At 63.8% G+C, this 17,375-nt stretch carries 16 protein-coding genes; 12 read left to right on the top strand and 4 right to left on the bottom strand.

Annotated elements, in window-relative coordinates; all coding sequences use genetic code 11:
• Window positions 1-44: 44 nt before the first annotated feature.
• On the bottom strand, window positions 45-2,231 hold the full coding sequence (locus tag sphantq_RS03645) for a catalase (RefSeq protein ID WP_272799633.1): 2,187 nt from the start codon (window positions 2,229-2,231) through the stop codon (window positions 45-47).
• Between the two features lie 279 nt (window positions 2,232-2,510).
• On the opposite strand from sphantq_RS03645, the gene sphantq_RS03640 reads away from it, so the two are divergent.
• From sphantq_RS03640 to sphantq_RS03630, 3 genes are read left to right on the top strand one after another with little or no spacing between them, the layout of a single operon-like run.
• The gene (locus sphantq_RS03640; protein WP_261935097.1) at window positions 2,511-3,257 is read left to right on the top strand and encodes a Crp/Fnr family transcriptional regulator; all 747 of its coding nucleotides are present in this window, start codon (window positions 2,511-2,513) and stop codon (window positions 3,255-3,257) included.
• A complete protein-coding gene (locus sphantq_RS03635; protein ID WP_261935096.1) occupies window positions 3,254-3,451 on the top strand; it encodes a hypothetical protein in 198 nt (65 codons plus the stop codon). The genes sphantq_RS03640 and sphantq_RS03635 overlap by 4 nt, the downstream gene beginning before the upstream one ends.
• A gap of 24 nt (window positions 3,452-3,475) precedes the next feature.
• Window positions 3,476-3,688 (top strand): hypothetical protein, encoded by a 213-nt coding sequence (locus tag sphantq_RS03630; RefSeq protein WP_261935095.1) that lies wholly within the window; start codon window positions 3,476-3,478, stop codon window positions 3,686-3,688.
• A 436-nt stretch (window positions 3,689-4,124) separates the two neighbouring features.
• Here sphantq_RS03630 and sphantq_RS03625 read toward each other — a convergent pair whose 3' ends face one another.
• The 3 genes from sphantq_RS03625 to sphantq_RS03615 are packed head-to-tail and all read right to left on the bottom strand — an operon-like array spanning window position 4,125 to window position 6,701.
• Window positions 4,125-4,913 (bottom strand): SDR family NAD(P)-dependent oxidoreductase, encoded by a 789-nt coding sequence (locus sphantq_RS03625; protein ID WP_261935094.1) that lies wholly within the window; start codon window positions 4,911-4,913, stop codon window positions 4,125-4,127.
• 10 nt (window positions 4,914-4,923) lie between these two features.
• Window positions 4,924-6,123: a zinc-dependent alcohol dehydrogenase gene (locus sphantq_RS03620; protein ID WP_272799632.1), complete on the bottom strand. Its 1,200-nt coding sequence runs from the start codon at window positions 6,121-6,123 to the stop codon at window positions 4,924-4,926.
• The gene (locus sphantq_RS03615; RefSeq protein ID WP_272799631.1) at window positions 6,123-6,701 is read right to left on the bottom strand and encodes an SRPBCC family protein; all 579 of its coding nucleotides are present in this window, start codon (window positions 6,699-6,701) and stop codon (window positions 6,123-6,125) included. The genes sphantq_RS03620 and sphantq_RS03615 overlap by 1 nt, the downstream gene beginning before the upstream one ends.
• A gap of 248 nt (window positions 6,702-6,949) precedes the next feature.
• Here sphantq_RS03615 and sphantq_RS03610 point away from each other — a divergent pair, with 248 nt between their 5' ends.
• From sphantq_RS03610 to sphantq_RS03570, 9 genes are all read left to right on the top strand, one after another.
• The gene (locus tag sphantq_RS03610) at window positions 6,950-7,381 is read left to right on the top strand and encodes a DUF2231 domain-containing protein (RefSeq protein WP_261935091.1); all 432 of its coding nucleotides are present in this window, start codon (window positions 6,950-6,952) and stop codon (window positions 7,379-7,381) included.
• Window positions 7,381-8,679, top strand: coding sequence for a PQQ-dependent sugar dehydrogenase (locus sphantq_RS03605; RefSeq protein ID WP_272799630.1), 1,299 nt, complete (start codon window positions 7,381-7,383; stop codon window positions 8,677-8,679). Before sphantq_RS03610 ends, sphantq_RS03605 begins: the two co-directional genes overlap by 1 nt.
• Before the next feature lie 48 nt (window positions 8,680-8,727).
• Window positions 8,728-9,816 (top strand): catalase family protein, encoded by a 1,089-nt coding sequence (locus sphantq_RS03600; RefSeq protein ID WP_272799629.1) that lies wholly within the window; start codon window positions 8,728-8,730, stop codon window positions 9,814-9,816.
• Between the two features lie 211 nt (window positions 9,817-10,027).
• Complete coding sequence (locus sphantq_RS03595; protein ID WP_272799628.1) at window positions 10,028-11,827, top strand: methyl-accepting chemotaxis protein; 1,800 nt, start codon at window positions 10,028-10,030, stop codon at window positions 11,825-11,827.
• Window positions 11,828-11,829: 2 nt separating this feature from the next.
• Entirely contained in the window at window positions 11,830-13,218 is a 1,389-nt protein-coding gene (locus sphantq_RS03590; protein ID WP_261935087.1) for a chemotaxis protein CheW, read from the top strand.
• Window positions 13,215-14,318, top strand: a complete 1,104-nt coding sequence (gene cheB, locus sphantq_RS03585) for a chemotaxis-specific protein-glutamate methyltransferase CheB (RefSeq protein WP_261935086.1) — start codon at window positions 13,215-13,217, stop codon at window positions 14,316-14,318. The genes sphantq_RS03590 and cheB overlap by 4 nt, the downstream gene beginning before the upstream one ends.
• Complete coding sequence (locus sphantq_RS03580; protein WP_261935085.1) at window positions 14,315-15,169, top strand: CheR family methyltransferase; 855 nt, start codon at window positions 14,315-14,317, stop codon at window positions 15,167-15,169. The genes cheB and sphantq_RS03580 overlap by 4 nt, the downstream gene beginning before the upstream one ends.
• Window positions 15,169-17,097 (top strand): chemotaxis protein CheA, encoded by a 1,929-nt coding sequence (locus sphantq_RS03575; protein ID WP_272799627.1) that lies wholly within the window; start codon window positions 15,169-15,171, stop codon window positions 17,095-17,097. The genes sphantq_RS03580 and sphantq_RS03575 overlap by 1 nt, the downstream gene beginning before the upstream one ends.
• A complete protein-coding gene (locus sphantq_RS03570) occupies window positions 17,094-17,354 on the top strand; it encodes a hypothetical protein (protein ID WP_261935083.1) in 261 nt (86 codons plus the stop codon). Before sphantq_RS03575 ends, sphantq_RS03570 begins: the two co-directional genes overlap by 4 nt.
• Window positions 17,355-17,375: the final 21 nt, after the last annotated feature.

Raw genomic sequence — 17,375 nt, 5'->3', positions numbered from 1 at the left:
ATGGCCCAAGGCCATCCCCGATTTGTCTGGATCCGTGCACGACGTCAGGCGGCAGGCTGCGCATCGAGATCGACGCCGAGTTCCCTGGGCCAATGGCGCAGCGCGCGGCAGGCGGCAAGGAAGTTCGCCGCATCCTTGACCGCGCCGAGCGGCAGACAGGCATCATCCATGTCGTCGGCGATGCCCGCCTTTTCGAACAACAGATGCGCCTCCGCGGTCAGGGCGATGAACTTGCAATGGGTGAAGGCGTCGGTCACGAAATCCTTGGCCGCCGCATCGATGGCCAGCAGCGCTGCGCCATCCTTCGACGCGACGACGGCGATAGCGTCGTACAGCACCGACGGCCCGCCATCGATTTTCTGCTTCGCCCCCACCGTCGTGCCGTCCGACAGTGTCACGCCGCTGATTTTGGGCGCTATCACCTCATAGACGGCCGCTTCTTTCTCCACCGCTTTGACGAGCGCATTGAAGATCGCGGCATCCGCGCCGTCCGTCAGCAAAATGCCGAGCTTGCGGCCCTTGAAGCTGTCCGGCCCGTTCCTGACGATGCTGAGCGCATCGGAAGGCGGCAGGTCCATGATCGTTGGCCGCGCGGCCTGCGCCGCTTTTGGCAGTGCAAGGCCAAGGCCGTCCGCGACCGTCGCCGCCAGCGTCTCGTCGATGTTAAGAAGGTGCGACACGATGCGCGAGCGGATGTCAGGCCGCTCCACTTTGCTCAGTTCGAATACCAACGCGTCGCCGATATGCTTCTGCTCAATCGGCGTCTGGCTGGTGAAGAATTGCCGCGCCTGGCTGTAATGGTCGGCGAAGCTCTCCGATCGGACCCGCTGCCTGGGTCCATCGGCGGCTTCGGCAAAGCTTGTAAAGCCGCGCACCGGGTCCTCGCGCGGGCCGCCCTGCGCGGCGCCCCAGCTATTGGGCTCGTAGTTCGCACGCCCGACGGGGTTACGCATCGCCATATGTCCGTCCTGCTGGAAATGGGCCATTGGGCACTTGGGCGCATTGATCGGGATATGCGTGAAGTTGGGGCCGCCAAGGCGCTTCAATTGCGTATCGAGATAGGAGAAGTTGCGGCCCTGCAGCAGCGGATCGTTGGAGAAATCGACGCCCGGCGGGACATTATGGGTCATGAAGGCGACCTGCTCGGTCTCCGCGAAGAAATTGTCGACGACGCGATCCAGGACGAGGCGGCCGACGATGCGGACCGGCACCAGCTCCTCGGGGATCAACTTCGTCGCATCCAGCACGTCGAAATCGAAACTGTCGGCGAAATCATCGTCGAACAGCTGTACGCCCAGCTCCCACTCGGGAAAATCGCCTGCGTTCATCGCGTCCCACAGATCGCGGCGATGAAAGTCGGGATCGGCACCGTTGATCTTGACCGCCTCGTTCCACGCGACCGATTGCAGGCCCTGCTTGGGCTTCCAGTGGAATTTTACGAAGGTCGATTTTCCCTCCGCATTGACGAGCCGGAACGTGTGGACGCCAAAGCCCTCGATCGTCCGCAGTGAGCGGGGGATTGTCCGGTCGGACATGATCCACATGACCATGTGCATGGATTCCGGGGTCAGGCTGATGAAGTCCCAGAAATTATCGTGCGCCGTCTGCGCCTGCGGGAAATCGCGATCGGGCTCGGGCTTTGCGGCATGGATCAGGTCGGGAAACTTGATCGCGTCCTGGATGAAGAAGACGGGGATGTTGTTGCCAACGATATCCCAATTGCCCTCCTGGGTATAAAGCTTCACCGCGAAACCGCGCACGTCGCGCGCCAGGTCGGCCGAGCCTTTCGATCCCGCCACGGTCGAGAAGCGCACGAAAGCAGGCACGCGCTCGCCCACGCGCTGCAGCACGTCGGCGCGGGTCACGTCGCTCAGCGATTCAGTCAGTTCGAAATAGCCATGGGCACCGTAGCCGCGGGCGTGGACGACGCGCTCGGGAATGCGCTCATGGTCGAAATGGAAAATCTTCTCGCGGAAATGCAAATCTTCCAGCAGTGTCGGGCCGCGCGAACCTTGCTTCAGCATATTCTGGTCGTCGGCGACGGGGATGCCCTGCGCGGTCGTCAGCACAGCCACGTCGCCGCCGGCGGTCTGATGAGTCTCGCCTCCCGTTCCCTGCGGCTCTGCAAAACTATCCGAAATGGCATCGGCCGGAGCGGCAGGCGGCGCCTTTGTGGGCGTTTCGCCGGAGATTTTGCCGGGCGCAGAAGCGGATTTTGAAGGCTTTGACATAAATGATCCTTAGGTTTCGGGGCTGCGCAAACCACGCCGGACGCGCAGGTGAAGTCGGCGAAGATATGGATCGAGCCTCCAGCGCAAAAATTGCGCGGATTTGATCCGAGAGGATGTGGAGAGAACAACCGACCAGCCGGCAAGTTGCGGTGGAATGGCGCATGTTAATCTGCGTCATGACGATTTGTTCGGGTCTGTCGGATACAGCAGGCCGATGAGCCGTTGGCCATATGACGGCTAGCCCGCTATCCGACCCGTTCGACGAGTGAGACCGCGCCCGTGTTTACAGAAAGATTCTTGCGCGGCCGCGCCGGTGTTCATTTGGACCGTGAAGAACGCGTCGCGCTGGAAGGCGCTATATCGGAAGTACGAACGGTCGATGCACGCATGACCATAGTGCATGCTGGAGAAGCCTTGTCGCATAGCAATCTGCTAGTGGAAGGCTTTATGTGCCGGTATCTGGACGACCGCGAGGGCCATCGGCAGCTAGTCGCGATCCATGTACCCGGCGATTTCGTCGATCTCCACGCCTATCCGCTCAAGATACTCGATCATGACGTCGCGACCCTTACAGCAGCCACCTTCGCGATCGTGCCACATCGAACTCTCGATACCATCTTGGAGACTATGCCGGCGCTGTCCCGAAAGCTCTGGTTCTCGACCTTGCTCGACGCGGCTATGCACCGGGCCTGGCTCTTTCGGCTGGGGCGACTGGACGCGGTCGGACGGGTCGCGCATTTTTTGAGCGAAACAAACGTGCGTATGCAATCTGCAGGGCTAAGTGATGGACGGCGTTTCGCTCTGGGGCTGACGCAGACAGATTTATCCGAAGTGTGTGGCATCACCAATGTCCATACCAACCGCGTGCTGCGGCAACTTCGGGAGGACGGCCTTTGCGTTTTCCGCTCTGCTCTGGTCGAGATACAGGATGTTCCCGGCCTGGCCCGCCGCGGACAGTTCGATCCAGACTATCTCTATATCGACGGCGATCTCGCCATATCCCAACAGAAAAGAGCTCTTTCATGATCGCTAAATTCATTCCCGTTGGGACGCAGACAGAAGCAGGGCGGGCCAGCGTGGAGGAAGGCCTGGTCCTGCTGGACGGACCTGATGGCATCGCCGTCACCATGACGGCCTCGGCCGCGCTCGAAACGGGCAAACGTCTCGTCGAAGCCGCCAAGCTGGCCGGCGAGGAGAGCCGTCAGATCTCGCGAGAGTAAGGCCTACCGCGCAAGGAGATTGTCATGGAAGAAAATCGCCCGGGCCAACACCCCGACGCGGATCAGCGACCAGCCGGGCAGGGAGTCCACGAACGTGCCGCGCCGGTATCGCCCGCATCGCCACCAAGCGGCAAGGAGCGGGCGGTGATAGACGAGGCACAATGGCGCGCGGATCAGGATCGCGCAACGTCTCGCGCGACGGGCCATGGCGACCATAAGGGCGAAGACGGCTTTTAATGCCAAGCGTCTCGTGCCAGCTCAGCCGATCAGTAAGAACGTGACGCCATGCTAACACCGCTGGGCCAGCCCTAAAATACTCTGCAAGGCAGTGGGCAGCTTCCGACTGCTTGGGAGAACGCCAGATACTGCCGCAACTGTTTGGCATCGACATCACGGCACCTACCGATCGACCCATGATCTGGCGACAGATCGTCCAGTCTCGCTAAGCCATCAGCCGCGCGCTGAGGGTCAAATATTTGCTCTAGGAGCGGGCCTACGCCGTCGATGCCACGGAGGAGCGTGGCAACATGGCCCTGCAGTTCAAGCCTGTCAGGTGGAGAAAGAAAAGCCCCAAGCGATGGCTCTTATCTGGCCCTGACGCAGTAGGGCCGTGACATCGCCATCGACGCCAACTTCGCTTCACGAACTGAGACCGCGAAGCTTGGTGGCTTGATCAATCCTCGCTGGCGGAACCGGGCTCGGCCATTTTGCGATGCTGCTCCGCCAGGACTGCGGCAGGCGTGACATGCGCCAGGGCCGCTTGCACTTTGTTCTTCCATCCGGACACGATATGCGCCTCGCCCTTCATCAAGGCATCCCAGCCGTCGCGCGCGACGTCAGCCGGATCGCTCTTTGTCTCCGATGCGCCGACGCTGGTGTCGAGCATATCGGCGCGATCAAAGAATTCGGTCTCGACCGGGCCGGGCATCAGCGTCGTGATCGTGACCCCTTTGCTATCCTTGATCTCATTGCGGATCGCATCGGCGAAGCTGTCCACGAATGCCTTGGAGCCGTTGTAGACCGCCTGAAAACTGCCCGGAATGAAGCCGGCGATCGATCCGGTGATGAGTATCTTTCCGGCATCGCGGGCCACCATGTCCTTCAGCACCTTCTGAAGTAGATAGAGCGTGCCCGTGATATTGGTGTCGATGACGCGGCGCCAGTCGGCCACCTCCTGGTCAAGGAATCCATGGCCAAGGCCGCGCCCGGCATTGGCGCAGAGCAGATCGATTTGCCGCCCATTGGTCGCGGACAGCAGCTGGTCGACGCCTTGCAGCGTTGCCAGGTCCGCTTCGACGGAGGTGACTTGAACGCCGTGACGCTTGAAATCCTCTGCGGCGGCATCGATCAGCGGCTCGTCGGCAACGACCAGCAAGTCGTAGCCATTTTCGGCAGCGATGGAGGCAAGTTCGAAGCCGATGCCCGTCGAGGCGCCGGTGATGATCGCGAATTTATTGGCCATGATATTTCTCCTATTCCGCGGCAATGGCAGCGGATCCGAAATCGGGCTTGAGCACGATCTTCGTCACTTCGTTCTGGTTGTCGTGGAACATCTTGTAGCCTTCGGGCGCATCCTCCAGCGCCATGCGGTGCGAGATGAGGAAGGTCGTATCGATCTTCTTCTCGACGATCGCATTGAGGAGGGCAGGCATATAATGCTGCACGCTGGTCTGGCCGGTCTTGAGGGTCAGGCCCTTTTCCATGAAAGCGCCCAGCGGGAATTTGTCGACGAAGCCGCCATAGACTGCTGGCATCGAGACGCGCCCGCCCTTGCGACAGGCGTGAATCGCCTGACGGATCGAATGGGTGCGGTCGGTGCCCAGGAACAGCGACGCCTTGATCTGGTCGACCACATTGTCGACGAAGAAGCCGTGCGCCTCCAATCCGACAGCGTCGATGACGGCATCAGGGCCGATGCCGCCGGTCATCTCCATCAGCGCCTCATAGCTCTTGGATTCCTCGAAGTTGATCGTCTCGGCGCCGAACTTCTTCGCCAGTTCCAGACGATGCGGGAAATGATCGATGGCGATGACGCGCTGCGCGCCCATGAGGAAAGCCGACTGGACCGCGAACAGCCCGACCGGGCCGCAACCCCAGACCGCGACCGTATCCCCCGGCTCGATGTCGGCATTTTCCGCCGCCTGCCAGCCCGTGGGAAGGATGTCGGAGAGGAATAGCACCTCATCGTCGGTAAGTTCGTCCGGCACGACGATCGGGCCAACATCGCTGAAGGGCACTCGCACATATTCGGCCTGACCGCCGGCATAGCCGCCCGTCAGATGGCTGTAGCCGAACAGGCCCGACATGGGCTGGCCGTACATTTCCTGGCCGATGTCCTGATTGTCGGCGGGGTTGCCATTGTCGCAGGCGGAATATTGATGCTTGCCGCAATGGTAGCAGCTGCCGCAGGCGATGGTGAACGGCACCACGACCCGCTGGCCCTTTTGCAGGGTTGATCTAGGGCCGGTTTCGACCACTTCGCCCATGAATTCATGGCCGAGAATATCGCCCGCCTGCATGGTCGGGATATAGCCGTCATAGAGATGCAGATCGGAACCGCATATTGCGGTGGAGGTGACCTTGATGATCGCATCGCGCGGATTGAGGATCTCGGGATCGTCGACCGTATCTACGCGCACGTCATGCTTGCCGTGCCATGTGAGCGCGCGCATCAGGCCTTCTCCTCGTCGAGCTGTTTCTGGGTCCAGGCCGCGGTCGCGACCTCGCCTGTTTCCATCAATTGCTTGAAGCGGCGCAGGTCGCGCCGCGCCTGGATCGCCGGTTCGCGCTGGAACAGCTTGGCGATCACTTGGCCGATGATGCCGGCCGGCGGATCATAGGCGATGATGGCGGTGACGACCGTGCCACGGTCCCCGGCATCGCGAAACTCGATCCGACCGCTATTGGGCACGTTCGCGCCGTCGTCCGATGCCCAGGCGATGAATTCGCCGTCCCGTTCGTCGGTAATGGTCGCGTCCCACTCCACCGTCTTTCCGCCCGGGGCCTTGACCACCCAACGGCTGCGCGTGGGCGACAGCGTGTCGATCCGTTCGACATTGTCCATGAAAGCGGGGAGGTTGGTGAGGTCGCGCCAATAGGCGAACAACTCGGCGCGCTGCCGGTTGATCGTGACCGACCGTCCGATGATCGTGCTGTCCCCTTCGGGCGCATGGACTTGGGCAGCGGCGTCGCGCTGGCCTTCCCTGGTCTTGGCGGTTTCCAAAGGCGCGTCGTCTGTTGCAAGGGGCATGCGCTGTCTCCGATTTTTTGGACGAACGGTGAAGGCCGCCGCGCCAAGCGGCTTTGGCCGCCAACGATCCTCATTTGAATGCAGGATATGCTGCACAACGCCGACCTGGCCCGTTGGTCCCATCATGCGAGGTGAAATCTGCTTGATAGAAGTTAGACCGCTATGTCTCCGCCTACAGTTGGCACGATGCGGCGGAACGCAGTGTCCGATTCGCGCGTATTGCGTGCATCTCCATCCAAGAGGCATCCATGGCAACCGCGCCCACCAATGTGCGTTGTGTCCGGGCTCACCCCGTTCACGGCATCCTTTCCGCCTATCCGCTCGCCTTCTTCACCGCGGCATTCGTGGCGGACATCGCCTATGCCAACAGCGCGCAAATGCAGTGGGCCAATTTCGCGGTGTGGCTGATCACCGGCGGGCTGCTGATCGGCGTTTTGGCCGCCATCGCGGGGATCGTGGATGCGCTGCTCTACAAGGGGACACGCAGCCGATCGTGGCCGCACAGCGTCGGCGTGTTGCTGATGATGATCCTCGCGCTGTTCAACGTCTTCATCCACAGCCGTGACGGATGGACGTCGGTAATGCCGACAGGCCTGATCCTGTCCGCGATTGTCTCGGGGCTGGCGCTGGTGACGAGCTGGATGGGCTATTCGCTTGAAGCGCGGCGGGAGGGCCTGTGATGTCTCCATTCATACGCACCACCTTGATGGCAGTGTCCGCCCTCGCGCTGTCGTCCTGCGGCGGCGGCGGTTCCGCCTCCGATCAGGTTGGCCCCAATCCCAAACTGCCTTCACAACAGCAGTATCTGGTTCCGCCGATGCACGTCGCCAGCCCCGAACCTTGGGGCAGCAGGGTACCGCAGGTCGCAGACGGGCTGAAAATCTCGGCCTTTGCGACCGGCTTCAAGAATGTGCGCGCGCTGTACGTGCTGCCCAATGGCGATGTGCTGGCCGTTGAGCCCAAGGCGCCGAGCGAACCGGTCAGCAGGCCAAAGGACATCCTCGTCGGTATCATCCAGAGCTTCGGGCACAGCAAGGTCACCGGCGCCGATCAGATCACGTTGCTGCGCGACGCCGATGGTGATGGGCGCGTGGAGACGCGAACCGTGCTTATCGACAAGCTCACATCGCCCTTCGGCGTGGCCTTGGTTGGCGGCGATCTCTATGTCGCCAACACCGATGCGATACTGCGCTTTCCCTATGTGACCGGCCAGATCAGGATCACCGCACCGGGCACGGTCCTGACCGAACTGCCCGGCGGCCCCATCAACCATCACTGGACCAAGAGCCTCGTCGCCAGCCCCGACGGAACGAAGCTCTATGTCGGCATCGGCTCGAACAGCAACATCACCGAAGCGGGCATGGAGGCCGAAAAGGATCGTGCCCGCATCTGGGAGGTCGATCGCGCGACCGGCGCCCACCGCGACTATGCCACAGGCCTGCGCAATCCCAATGGCCTCTCCTTCAATCCGGTCAGCGGGCAGCTATGGACGGTCGTCAACGAGCGCGACGAACTGGGACCGGACCTAGTGCCCGACTATATGACCTCGGTCCGCCCCGGCGGCTTCTACGGTTGGCCGTGGAGCTATTGGGGCCGCAACGTCGATCCGCGCGTCATGCCCCGGCGGCCGGACAAGGTCGCCCGCGCGATCATGCCCGATTATAGCCTGGGTTCGCATGTAGCGCCCCTTGGCATGGCCTTCTACACCGGCTCGGGCCTGCCTGCTGGTTATCGCGGCGGCGCATTCGTCGGCGAGCATGGCAGCTGGAACCGGGGCAATCTTAACGGCTACAAGGTCGTTTGGGTGCCATTCGCGGGAGCCCGGCCCAGCGGCAAGGCGCGTGATGTAGTCACCGGTTTTGTCGCGGCTGACGGCAAGGCGTTAGGGCGGCCCGTCGGGCTCGCCGTCGACCGTGCCGGTGCGCTCCTGATCGCAGACGATCTGGGCAATGTAGTGTGGCGGGTGACCGCGCGCTGACTGCTGACCCACCCTCATCCAAATCCTGCCGTTCAAAAGGACATATCGATGCCAAGTCCCGCCATTTTCTACAGCGCCGATGTCGAAACCATCCTGCCCGACGAGGCGGAGACCCAAGCCGAACTGATCGAGACCTTCCGCTCGGTTATCGAGACTGTGCATGCCGATACGGGGCACGCCTATCGCAGCGTGCATGCCAAAAGTCATGCGTTGCTGGAAGGCGAGATGGAAGTGCTGAGCGACTTACCGACCGAACTGGCGCAGGGCCTTTTCCTGACGCCGCGGCGCTATCCGGTCCTGGCGCGAATATCGACCAACGCAGGCGACATCCTGCCGGATTCGATATCCTTGGCGCGCGGCCTCGCCATCAAGGTGCTGGGCGTAGACGGCGAGCGGCTGCCTGGCAGCGAGGGCGACAGCACGCAGGATTTCGTGATGGCGAACGGCGCCAGATTTCCCGCACCAACGGCGAAAGATTTCCTCAAGAATCTGAAGCTGCTGGCCAAAACGACCGACCGGATCGAATGGGCCAAGAAGGCGATCTCGGCGGTGTTCCGCGTGACGGAGAAAGCGCTCGAAGCGGTCGGAGGCGAAAGTGCGCTCCTGAAGTCGCTGGGCGGTTACCCTAACAGCCATCCGCTGGGCGAGCGCTATTTCAGCCAGGCGCCCATCCGCTACGGTGCCCACATCGCCAAGGTTGCCGTCGTGCCTCTGTCGGCCAACTTCAACGCGCTGTCGGATACCGAAATCGCGATAGACGGCCGCGAAAATGCCCTTCGCGAGGAAGTCGCCAAGGTCCTGGCGACGCAAGGCGGGCAATGGGAATTACGGGTCCAGCTCTGCCGCGATCTGGAAGCCAATCCCGTCGAGGACGCGTCCGTCGCATGGCCGGAAGACGATAATCCCTATGTTCCTGTCGCCATCATCACCATCCCGGCCCAGACCAGCTGGTCGGAAGACCGCGCGGCAAAGATGGACGACGGCACGTCTTTCAGCCCTTGGCACGGCATCGCCGACCATCGGCCGCTGGGTAATATCATGCGCGCGCGCAAGCCTGCCTATGCGGCATCTTCCCAGTTTCGCGGATCGCTTAACGGCTGTCCCATGCACGAGCCGGTGCCAGAACCTTCCGTCTAGCAAATCTTGCCAAGCCTGCTGGCGCAGTAAGATCGCCTGGCCTATGACCAGTGCGATCATGAAGCGCGAGACATAGTTGATGGCACTGGTAAAGAAGTCGACGCTCGGGACGCGCAAAAGACCAGCCGTTGGCGATGAGGGGTCCCCGCCGGAAGCACCGGCGGCAACCACAAGGCGGACGCCAGTCCGTCGCGCTTCTGCCGAGCGTGCGGTGACGGTCGTCGAACGGATCGACCAGGCGACCGAAGAGTTGGCGAGCGGCCTTGCCGAGGCGTCCTCGGCCTCGACGGAATTGCAGCAGTCGATGACGCGCATCGCAAGCGGTGCCGAGGAAGCGGCAGGCGCGGCGCAGGAGTCCTTGGGATCGGTCGGTGCGCTCGGCAAAGCCTTCGAGTCCGCGCGCGAACGTGCCGAGGCGTCACAGCGCAGAGCGGAAGGCGTCCAGACCGCCTTCGGCGACGCCAGCGCGCAGATTGAGATGGCGGTCGCCGCCATCGAACTCAACGCCCGGCGCCAACTCAGCACGGTCGAGACGATCGGATCGCTGGAAGCCGCTGCCGCCAGCATCGGCGATATCGGCCAGACGGTCGCTGACATATCCGACCAGACAAGTCTCCTCGCGCTCAACGCCACCATCGAGGCCGCGCGCGCGGGCGACAGCGGCACGGGTTTTGCGGTCGTCGCCGACGAGGTGAGGGCACTGGCGGAAAGCTCCGAGGCGAGCGCCGGCGATATACAGACGCTTGCAGTGAACATCGCCGGCGAAATCCGCCTCATCGCAGAGCGCGTGCGGAGTGCCGCTGCCACAGCTGATGCCGAGGCAAAGGCCGGTCGCGAAGTGGTCGGTCAGCTGGAGGACGCGCGTGCAGAATTGGCACTAGTCGCCGCTGGCGCGCAGGACATATTGTCCGCGGCGACGGAAATGGACATCGCGGCGCGTGAGGCCGAGCGTGGGGCCGAGCAGGTAGCGAGCGCCGCCGAAGAGCAGTCGGCGGCCGCGGCCGAGGCGCAGCAGGCGATCGAACAACAGAGCATTTCGCTCGACCAGAGCCAGCAGACGTCGGAATCGCTGGGGCGGCTGACGCAGCATCTACGCGGGTCGGGGGACACGAGTTCGGCTGCCCACGAGGTGGCCGCTGCCGCCGAAGAGCTGTCCGCGACCGTTCAGGAGCTGTCGGGCGCGTCGGGCCAGATCCTGGTCGCGATCGAGCAGATCGGGCGTGGCGCTGAGATCCAGTCTGCGGCGACCATTGAAGCCAACAGCGCCATGGGCCAGATCGAGACCGCCGCCACCCTCGCGCAAGGCCGTGCGGCTACATCCGCCGAGCGGCTAAGCGCACTTGTAGCCAAGGTGACGATCAGCCGTAAGACGGTCGAAACGCTCGCCGCAGGGGTCGACGGCTCGGTCGGCGAGACACGGAACGTGCTCGTGCTGCTCGCCAAGTTGGGAGATACCGGACGCAGGGTGGAGAAGATTACCGACGCGCTCGCCCTGATCGCCGTGCAGACGAACATGCTGGCCGTCAGCGGCTCGGTCGAAGCCACGCGTGCCGGGGAAGCCGGATCGGGCTTCTCCACGGTCGCAGCCGACATCCGCAAATTGTCGCGGGAATCCGCTCTCAATGCCGAACGGGCCAAGGACACGGTGCGGGCGATCCAGGACCAGATGGCGGCCGTGCGCCGCGACCTTGACCAGATCGTAGGTGCTGCGGAGGGAGAAGTCGTACGCGCCCGGGCCATGATCGACCGCTTCAATCAGATCTCGGCGGATCTCGACCAGTCCCAACTCGACAGCATGGGCATCTCGCAAGATGTCGATGCGATTTTGCGCTCGGTGCGCGAAGTAAAGAGCGGCACCGAACAGATCGCGACCGCCGCCGAGCTGGCCGCGGAGGCGGCGCGTGAAGCGTCGGCGGCCGCCCGTCAGCAATCGCAGGGCGCCGAGATGCTCGCCGCGGCGATCGAGGAGATCGCTTCGCTCGCCGGCGCGCTGGTGACGAAGTCGGCCTGACCATGGCGAGTGCCGTCACCAACGTCGATGAAGAAAGACTTCTGGGCTTCCGCTGCGGCGAGGATCATTTCGGCGTCGCCGCGTCGCTGGTGCGCGAAGTGGGACGCGTGCCCCGCCTGACTCGCGTGCCGCATGCGCCGGCCAGCCTGATGGGTCTCGGAAATTTCCGGGGCACGGTGTTGCCGGTGCTGTCCTTCGCCCGGCTAAGCGGGCGGCCGGTGGAGGACGAACGGCGTGTGATCCTGTTGGATACCGCCAATCCCATGGCCTTGGCGGTGAATGCGATATCGGCGCTCACCAGCGACCGGCATGTCCGCAGGGTGGATGTCGAGGAACTTGCGAACAGCGACTTCTCGGCGACCACCAAGCCCCGAGCGCGGATCACCGCCGTGGAAAGCGAAACGGCAATCCCTGCCGAATCGGCGGTGCTGCTGGTCTCTTTCCTGGTCGGCGGCCAGGAATTCGCACTGCCGATCGGCGCCGTTCAGGAAATCGTGCCGCTGCCCGACAGCATCGCCACTCTGCCGCACGCTGACAGCGTCGCGCTCGGATCGATCGCCGTCCGCGATGTTCTGCTGCCGCTCTTGTCGCTGCGCGCCTTGCTCGCTTTGCCGCAAAAGGAACAAGGCGCGCGTGCGCGGATCGTCGTCGTTCGGATCGGCGCGCACCGGGTCGGTCTGGTGGTCGATGCGATGCGCGGGGTCATCCGCGTCGCCGAAAGCCAGATCGACGCGGTGCCGCCGGTTCTCGCACGCGGGGGGGCGGAGGCGCGCATCCAGGCGATATGCCGGCTCGAGCGCGGCGACCGCTTGGTGTCGGTGCTCGCACCCGAGCATCTTATCCGCGACGACATCACCGCGCGCCTGCTGGAGACCGCATCGACCGAGGACGGAATGACCAAGAGCAAGAGCGGCGACGCACAGGAACAGTTTCTGATCTTCCGCATCGGCCAAAGCGCGTTCGGCTTGCCGATCGGCACAGTGATCGAAGTCGCAGCGCTTCCGCCCAAGCTCACTCGCCTCCCCAAGGCGCCGGCCTTCGTTCAGGGCGTCATGACATTGCGCAATTCGGTCATTCCAGTGATCGACCAGACGATGCGCTTCGACGGTACGCCGGCGCAGGGTGCGCGCCGCCGCGTGATCGTCGTGCGGATCGGCGAACTGGCGGCGGGTTTCGTGGTGGATGCCGTGAGCGAGGTCCGCACTATCTCGGTCGCCGCACTCGGCCCTGCACCGAATATGGGTAGCGAAGACACGCAAGTCTTCGATCGGGTGGCGACATTGGAGGATGAGCGCATCGTCCTGATCGTCAGCCCGCAGGAACTGCTCGACCGAACCGAGCGGGCATTGCTCGCCAACTTCAACGAAGCGGCACCGGCCACGCCTTCGTGACGCGGCTACTTATCGTCGATGATTCGCCGCTAATGCGGCGACTGCTGCTAGATATATTCAGCGGCGCGGGCGGTTTCGACATCGATGTTGCCAAAAACGGCGAAGAAGCGATCGATCTGCTCCACCGGTTCAAGCCTGACGTCGTCACGCTTGACATCCATATGCCCGGCATGGACGGCCTCCAATGCCTCGACCGGATCATGGTGGAGCGGCCGACGCCGGTGGTGATGATTTCGGCACTGACCGCGGAGGGCGCCGACGAGACGCTGGAGGCGATGGCGCTCGGCGCGATCGATTTCATCGGCAAGCCGCGTGGGCCGATCTCGATCGAGATCGAGGGCGTCACGGAACTGCTTATCGAGAAGGTGCGATCGGCAGCGCAGGCGAAAATCTCGCGGACGACCCGTCTGACGGATCGGGTGCGGCTGCGATCGGCCCTTGTGCAACCGAAGTCCAAGCCACGGACCGGCGCGGTTCCTGCCGCCAAGCCCCGCCCCATCAAGCCGCTGCCCGAACGATCAAGCGCCGATGGGCTCGTGCTCATCGGCACCTCGACAGGAGGACCCGCCGCGCTCGACGTCGTCCTGGCCGGCATTCCCGCGGACTTTCCCTGGCCCGTCGTGATCGCGCAGCATATGCCCAAAAGCTTCACGGGCGCGCTCGCCCGCCGCCTCGACCGCTTCTGCGCGCTCACGGTCATCGAAGTCACCAAATCCGAGCCGCTGCGGCCGGGTCACGCCTATATCGGCCGCGGGGACGCAGACCTGCTGATCAGCCGACGCGGCGCATCGCTGATCGCGCTGGCCGCCCCGAGCGCGTCCGAACTGCACTGGCATCCGAGCGTCGACCGGCTAGTTGAGAGCGCGATGCAATATCTCGGCCCCGAACGCCTCATTGGGGTGTTGATGACGGGCATGGGCAATGACGGAGCGCGAGAGATGGCCGAACTGGCACGCAAGGGCGGCCGCACGATCGCCGAAGCCGAGGAGACGGCCGTGGTCTGGGGCATGCCGGGCGCGCTCGTCGCGGCGGGCGGGGCGGATCATATCGAACCGCTCGACGCCATCGCGGCCAGACTGAACATGCTCGTGGGCCGGTGAGCGATATCACCCGACCGGCCGAGGCGCCGGACATCTCGATCTCGCCCGGGGAACTGCAGAAGGTCACGGCGTGGATCTATCGCTGGACCGGCATGACCTTCGGCGAGGGCAAACGCTATTATATCGAACGGCGGATCGCCGAGCGGATCGGCAAGACGGGCTGCAGGGACACCAGGGCCTATCTGCTGCTCTTGGGGAGCGATCCCAAGGAACGCCAGCTACTGACCAACGCCTTCACCATCAACGAGACCTATTTCTATCGCGAGGAGCATCAGTTCGCCGCCCTCGCCAACGAGATATTGCCGGCCATCATCACGACCAAGCGGCCGGGCGACCTGATCCGGATATGGTCGGTGCCCTGCTCGACCGGAGACGAGGCCTATTCGATCGCACTGTGGTTGCTGGAGAACTGGCCGCTGGTCGATGCCTATAATGTCGAGATAGTGGGATCGGATATCGACACAAAGGCGGTTGAAGCCGCGCTGGCCGGACGCTTCGCCGCCCGCGCCCTGCAACGTCTACCCGAAAAGCTGCTCACCGCCTATTTCGAGCCTGAGCATGGCCATCGCCGCAAGATCATCGACGACCTGCGCGAATCGGTGCGCTTCACCGCCGCCAATCTGTTCGACGCCGCGTCGCTGGCGGACCTTGGTCGGTTCGACGTCATCTTCTGCCGCAACCTGCTGATCTATTTCGATGACGCATCGCGGTTGATCGCGGCCGACAATCTGCACGACCGGCTCGTGCCGGGCGGGTATCTGTGCCTGGGCCATAGCGAGTCGATGGCGCGGATCAGCGATCGTTTCGATCTGGTTCGCCTGAGCGACGCAATCGTCTATCGTCGGGCGTGATGGACGAACTGCTCGAACAATTTCTGATCGAAGGGCGTGACCTGGTCGCCCATGCCAATGCCGCCTTTGCGCTGTTGCACGGCAAACCGGGGGAGGAGGGGGCGATCGATGCGGCCTTTCGCGCCGTCCATACGCTCAAGGGCTCGGTCGGCCTGTTCGACATGGCACCCGCCGAGCGGCTGCTCCATGCAGCCGAGGACAGGCTCTCCCTCGCGCGCAAGGGTGAGACCAGGCTGACGGCTGTAGATTTAGCCTCGCTGGTCGGGATGATTGACCAGGTCGATCGTTGGATAGACGCACTGGAACGGGATGGCACGCTGGGCCCCGACGCCTCTACCCTGGCGGAGCGGTTGTTGACCTCAGACGGCTTGGAGGTCCGCGCCGAGTCTGGCAGGGGCTGGCTCGCTGCTCTCATCAACCGTCATCGGGCGGTGATCCAAAATAGCCAGACCCCCTTGGTCGCCTTTCGCTATGCGCCGGACAGCGACGCTTTCTTCCGCGGTGAAGACCCCCTGGCGCTGGTCGCGACCCTGCCCGGCTTAGTAGCGATCGACATACTGCCGGCTACGGAAAAATGGCCGACCGCCGACGCGTTCGAGGCTTTCTCGTGCATCATCGCGATAGAAGGTCTCAGCAGCGCGACGGCCGATACTCTGCGTCCCTTCTTCCGGCTCGTACCGGACCAGTTCACACTAACGCCGTTGGAGGTCGGTCGCGAAGACGGCGCTGGCACGGTCGAACCCGCAGCGGAACCGGACACCCAGGCCGCTGGCACGATAGTTCGCGTGGACGCCCACAGGGTCGATGCGCTGGCGGACACGGTCGGCGAACTCGTGGTTGCGACCAATGCCCTAGCCATTCTCGCCGAACGGGCCGACGCCATCGACGCGCCGCTCGCGCTCGGCATCCGCGCGGCCCAGGCGGACTTGGAGCGTGCGGTCGGCGCGGCGTCGCGCGCCGTCTCGGCCGTTCGGCTGGTCTCGCTGGCGCCCGCACTGCGCCGGCTGCCCCGTCTGGTCCGCGAGATCGCGGCGAGCTTGGACAAGGATATCCACTTCGCCATGACCGGCGAGCAGACGGAGGTCGACAAGCAGATCGCCGATGGCCTGTTTGAACCGCTGCTGCATCTGGTGCGCAACGCGATCGACCATGGGATCGAGGATGCGGCCGCACGCATGCATGCCGGCAAGACACCGACCGGCAGCCTGACCCTCGCCATCGGGCGGGAGGCGGAGGACATCGTCGTAACGCTCTCCGACGACGGCGCCGGGATCGATCGCGACCGGATTCGCACTACCGCCGTGGTCCGCGGCCTCATCACGGCCGAAGTCGGCGAAGCTCTTTCCGACGCCGGCACGCTGGCGCTGATCTTTGCTCCGGGCTTCTCGACCGCGCAGACTGTCAGCGCCGTCTCGGGACGGGGCGTGGGCATGGACGCGGTACAGGTTGCCATCGACCGGTTGCGCGGCCGGATCGAGATCGACAGTGTGGTCGGCCGGGGAACGCGCTTCACCTTGCGGCTCCCGGCCAACGCGATCACCACCCGGTTGCTGGTCATCGATGTGGCAAACGACCGCTATGCCGTGCCGTTCGACCAAATCGCCGAGACCGTCCGGGTCGGCGGCGACCGGCTTGTGCCGGTAGGCACCGGCATGGCCTGCGTCCTGCGGAACCGTACCGTCCCCGTCCTCAGCCTTGCCGAAATGCTGGGCGGCACGGATAGCGGCGCGTCGCCGGTCAAACTGCTGGTGACGCGTGCGAGCGGCGATCCTGTCGCGCTGCGCGTCGACGGCTTTCACGAGCGGCTGGATGCCATGGTCCGGCCGCCGTCGGGTTTGCTGGCGGGTATGCCGCTGGTGGGCGGAACGACGACGATGGGCGACGGCGCCGTGCTGCTGGTACTCAACATGGCGGAGGTCGTGGGATGAGCGTGCGGGTCGATGGCATGACGATCCATATCGAGGGCAACAGCCCGGTCGAGGATGCCGAGCCTTTGCTAAGCGCGTTGCAGCGCATGCCGGACGCGACCGTCGATCTTTCCAGGGCGACCCGCCTGCACAGCGCCAGCGTGCAGATATTGCGCGCCTTGGCGCCGCCTACCGTTGGATCGCCCTCCGATCCATTTCAGGCCAGCTTCGTCTTCCCCCTGCTCTCGATCAGTGACGGCGGCAAAGAGTTGGTCTAACAGCATGCGTTACGCTCGGCG

It is taken from the genome of Sphingobium sp. AntQ-1 (assembly GCF_028538045.1).
Lineage (GTDB): Bacteria > Pseudomonadota > Alphaproteobacteria > Sphingomonadales > Sphingomonadaceae > Sphingobium > Sphingobium cupriresistens.
The sequence above is the reverse complement of the archived record's forward strand: the minus strand, read 5'-3'. Positions and strand labels throughout refer to the sequence as shown.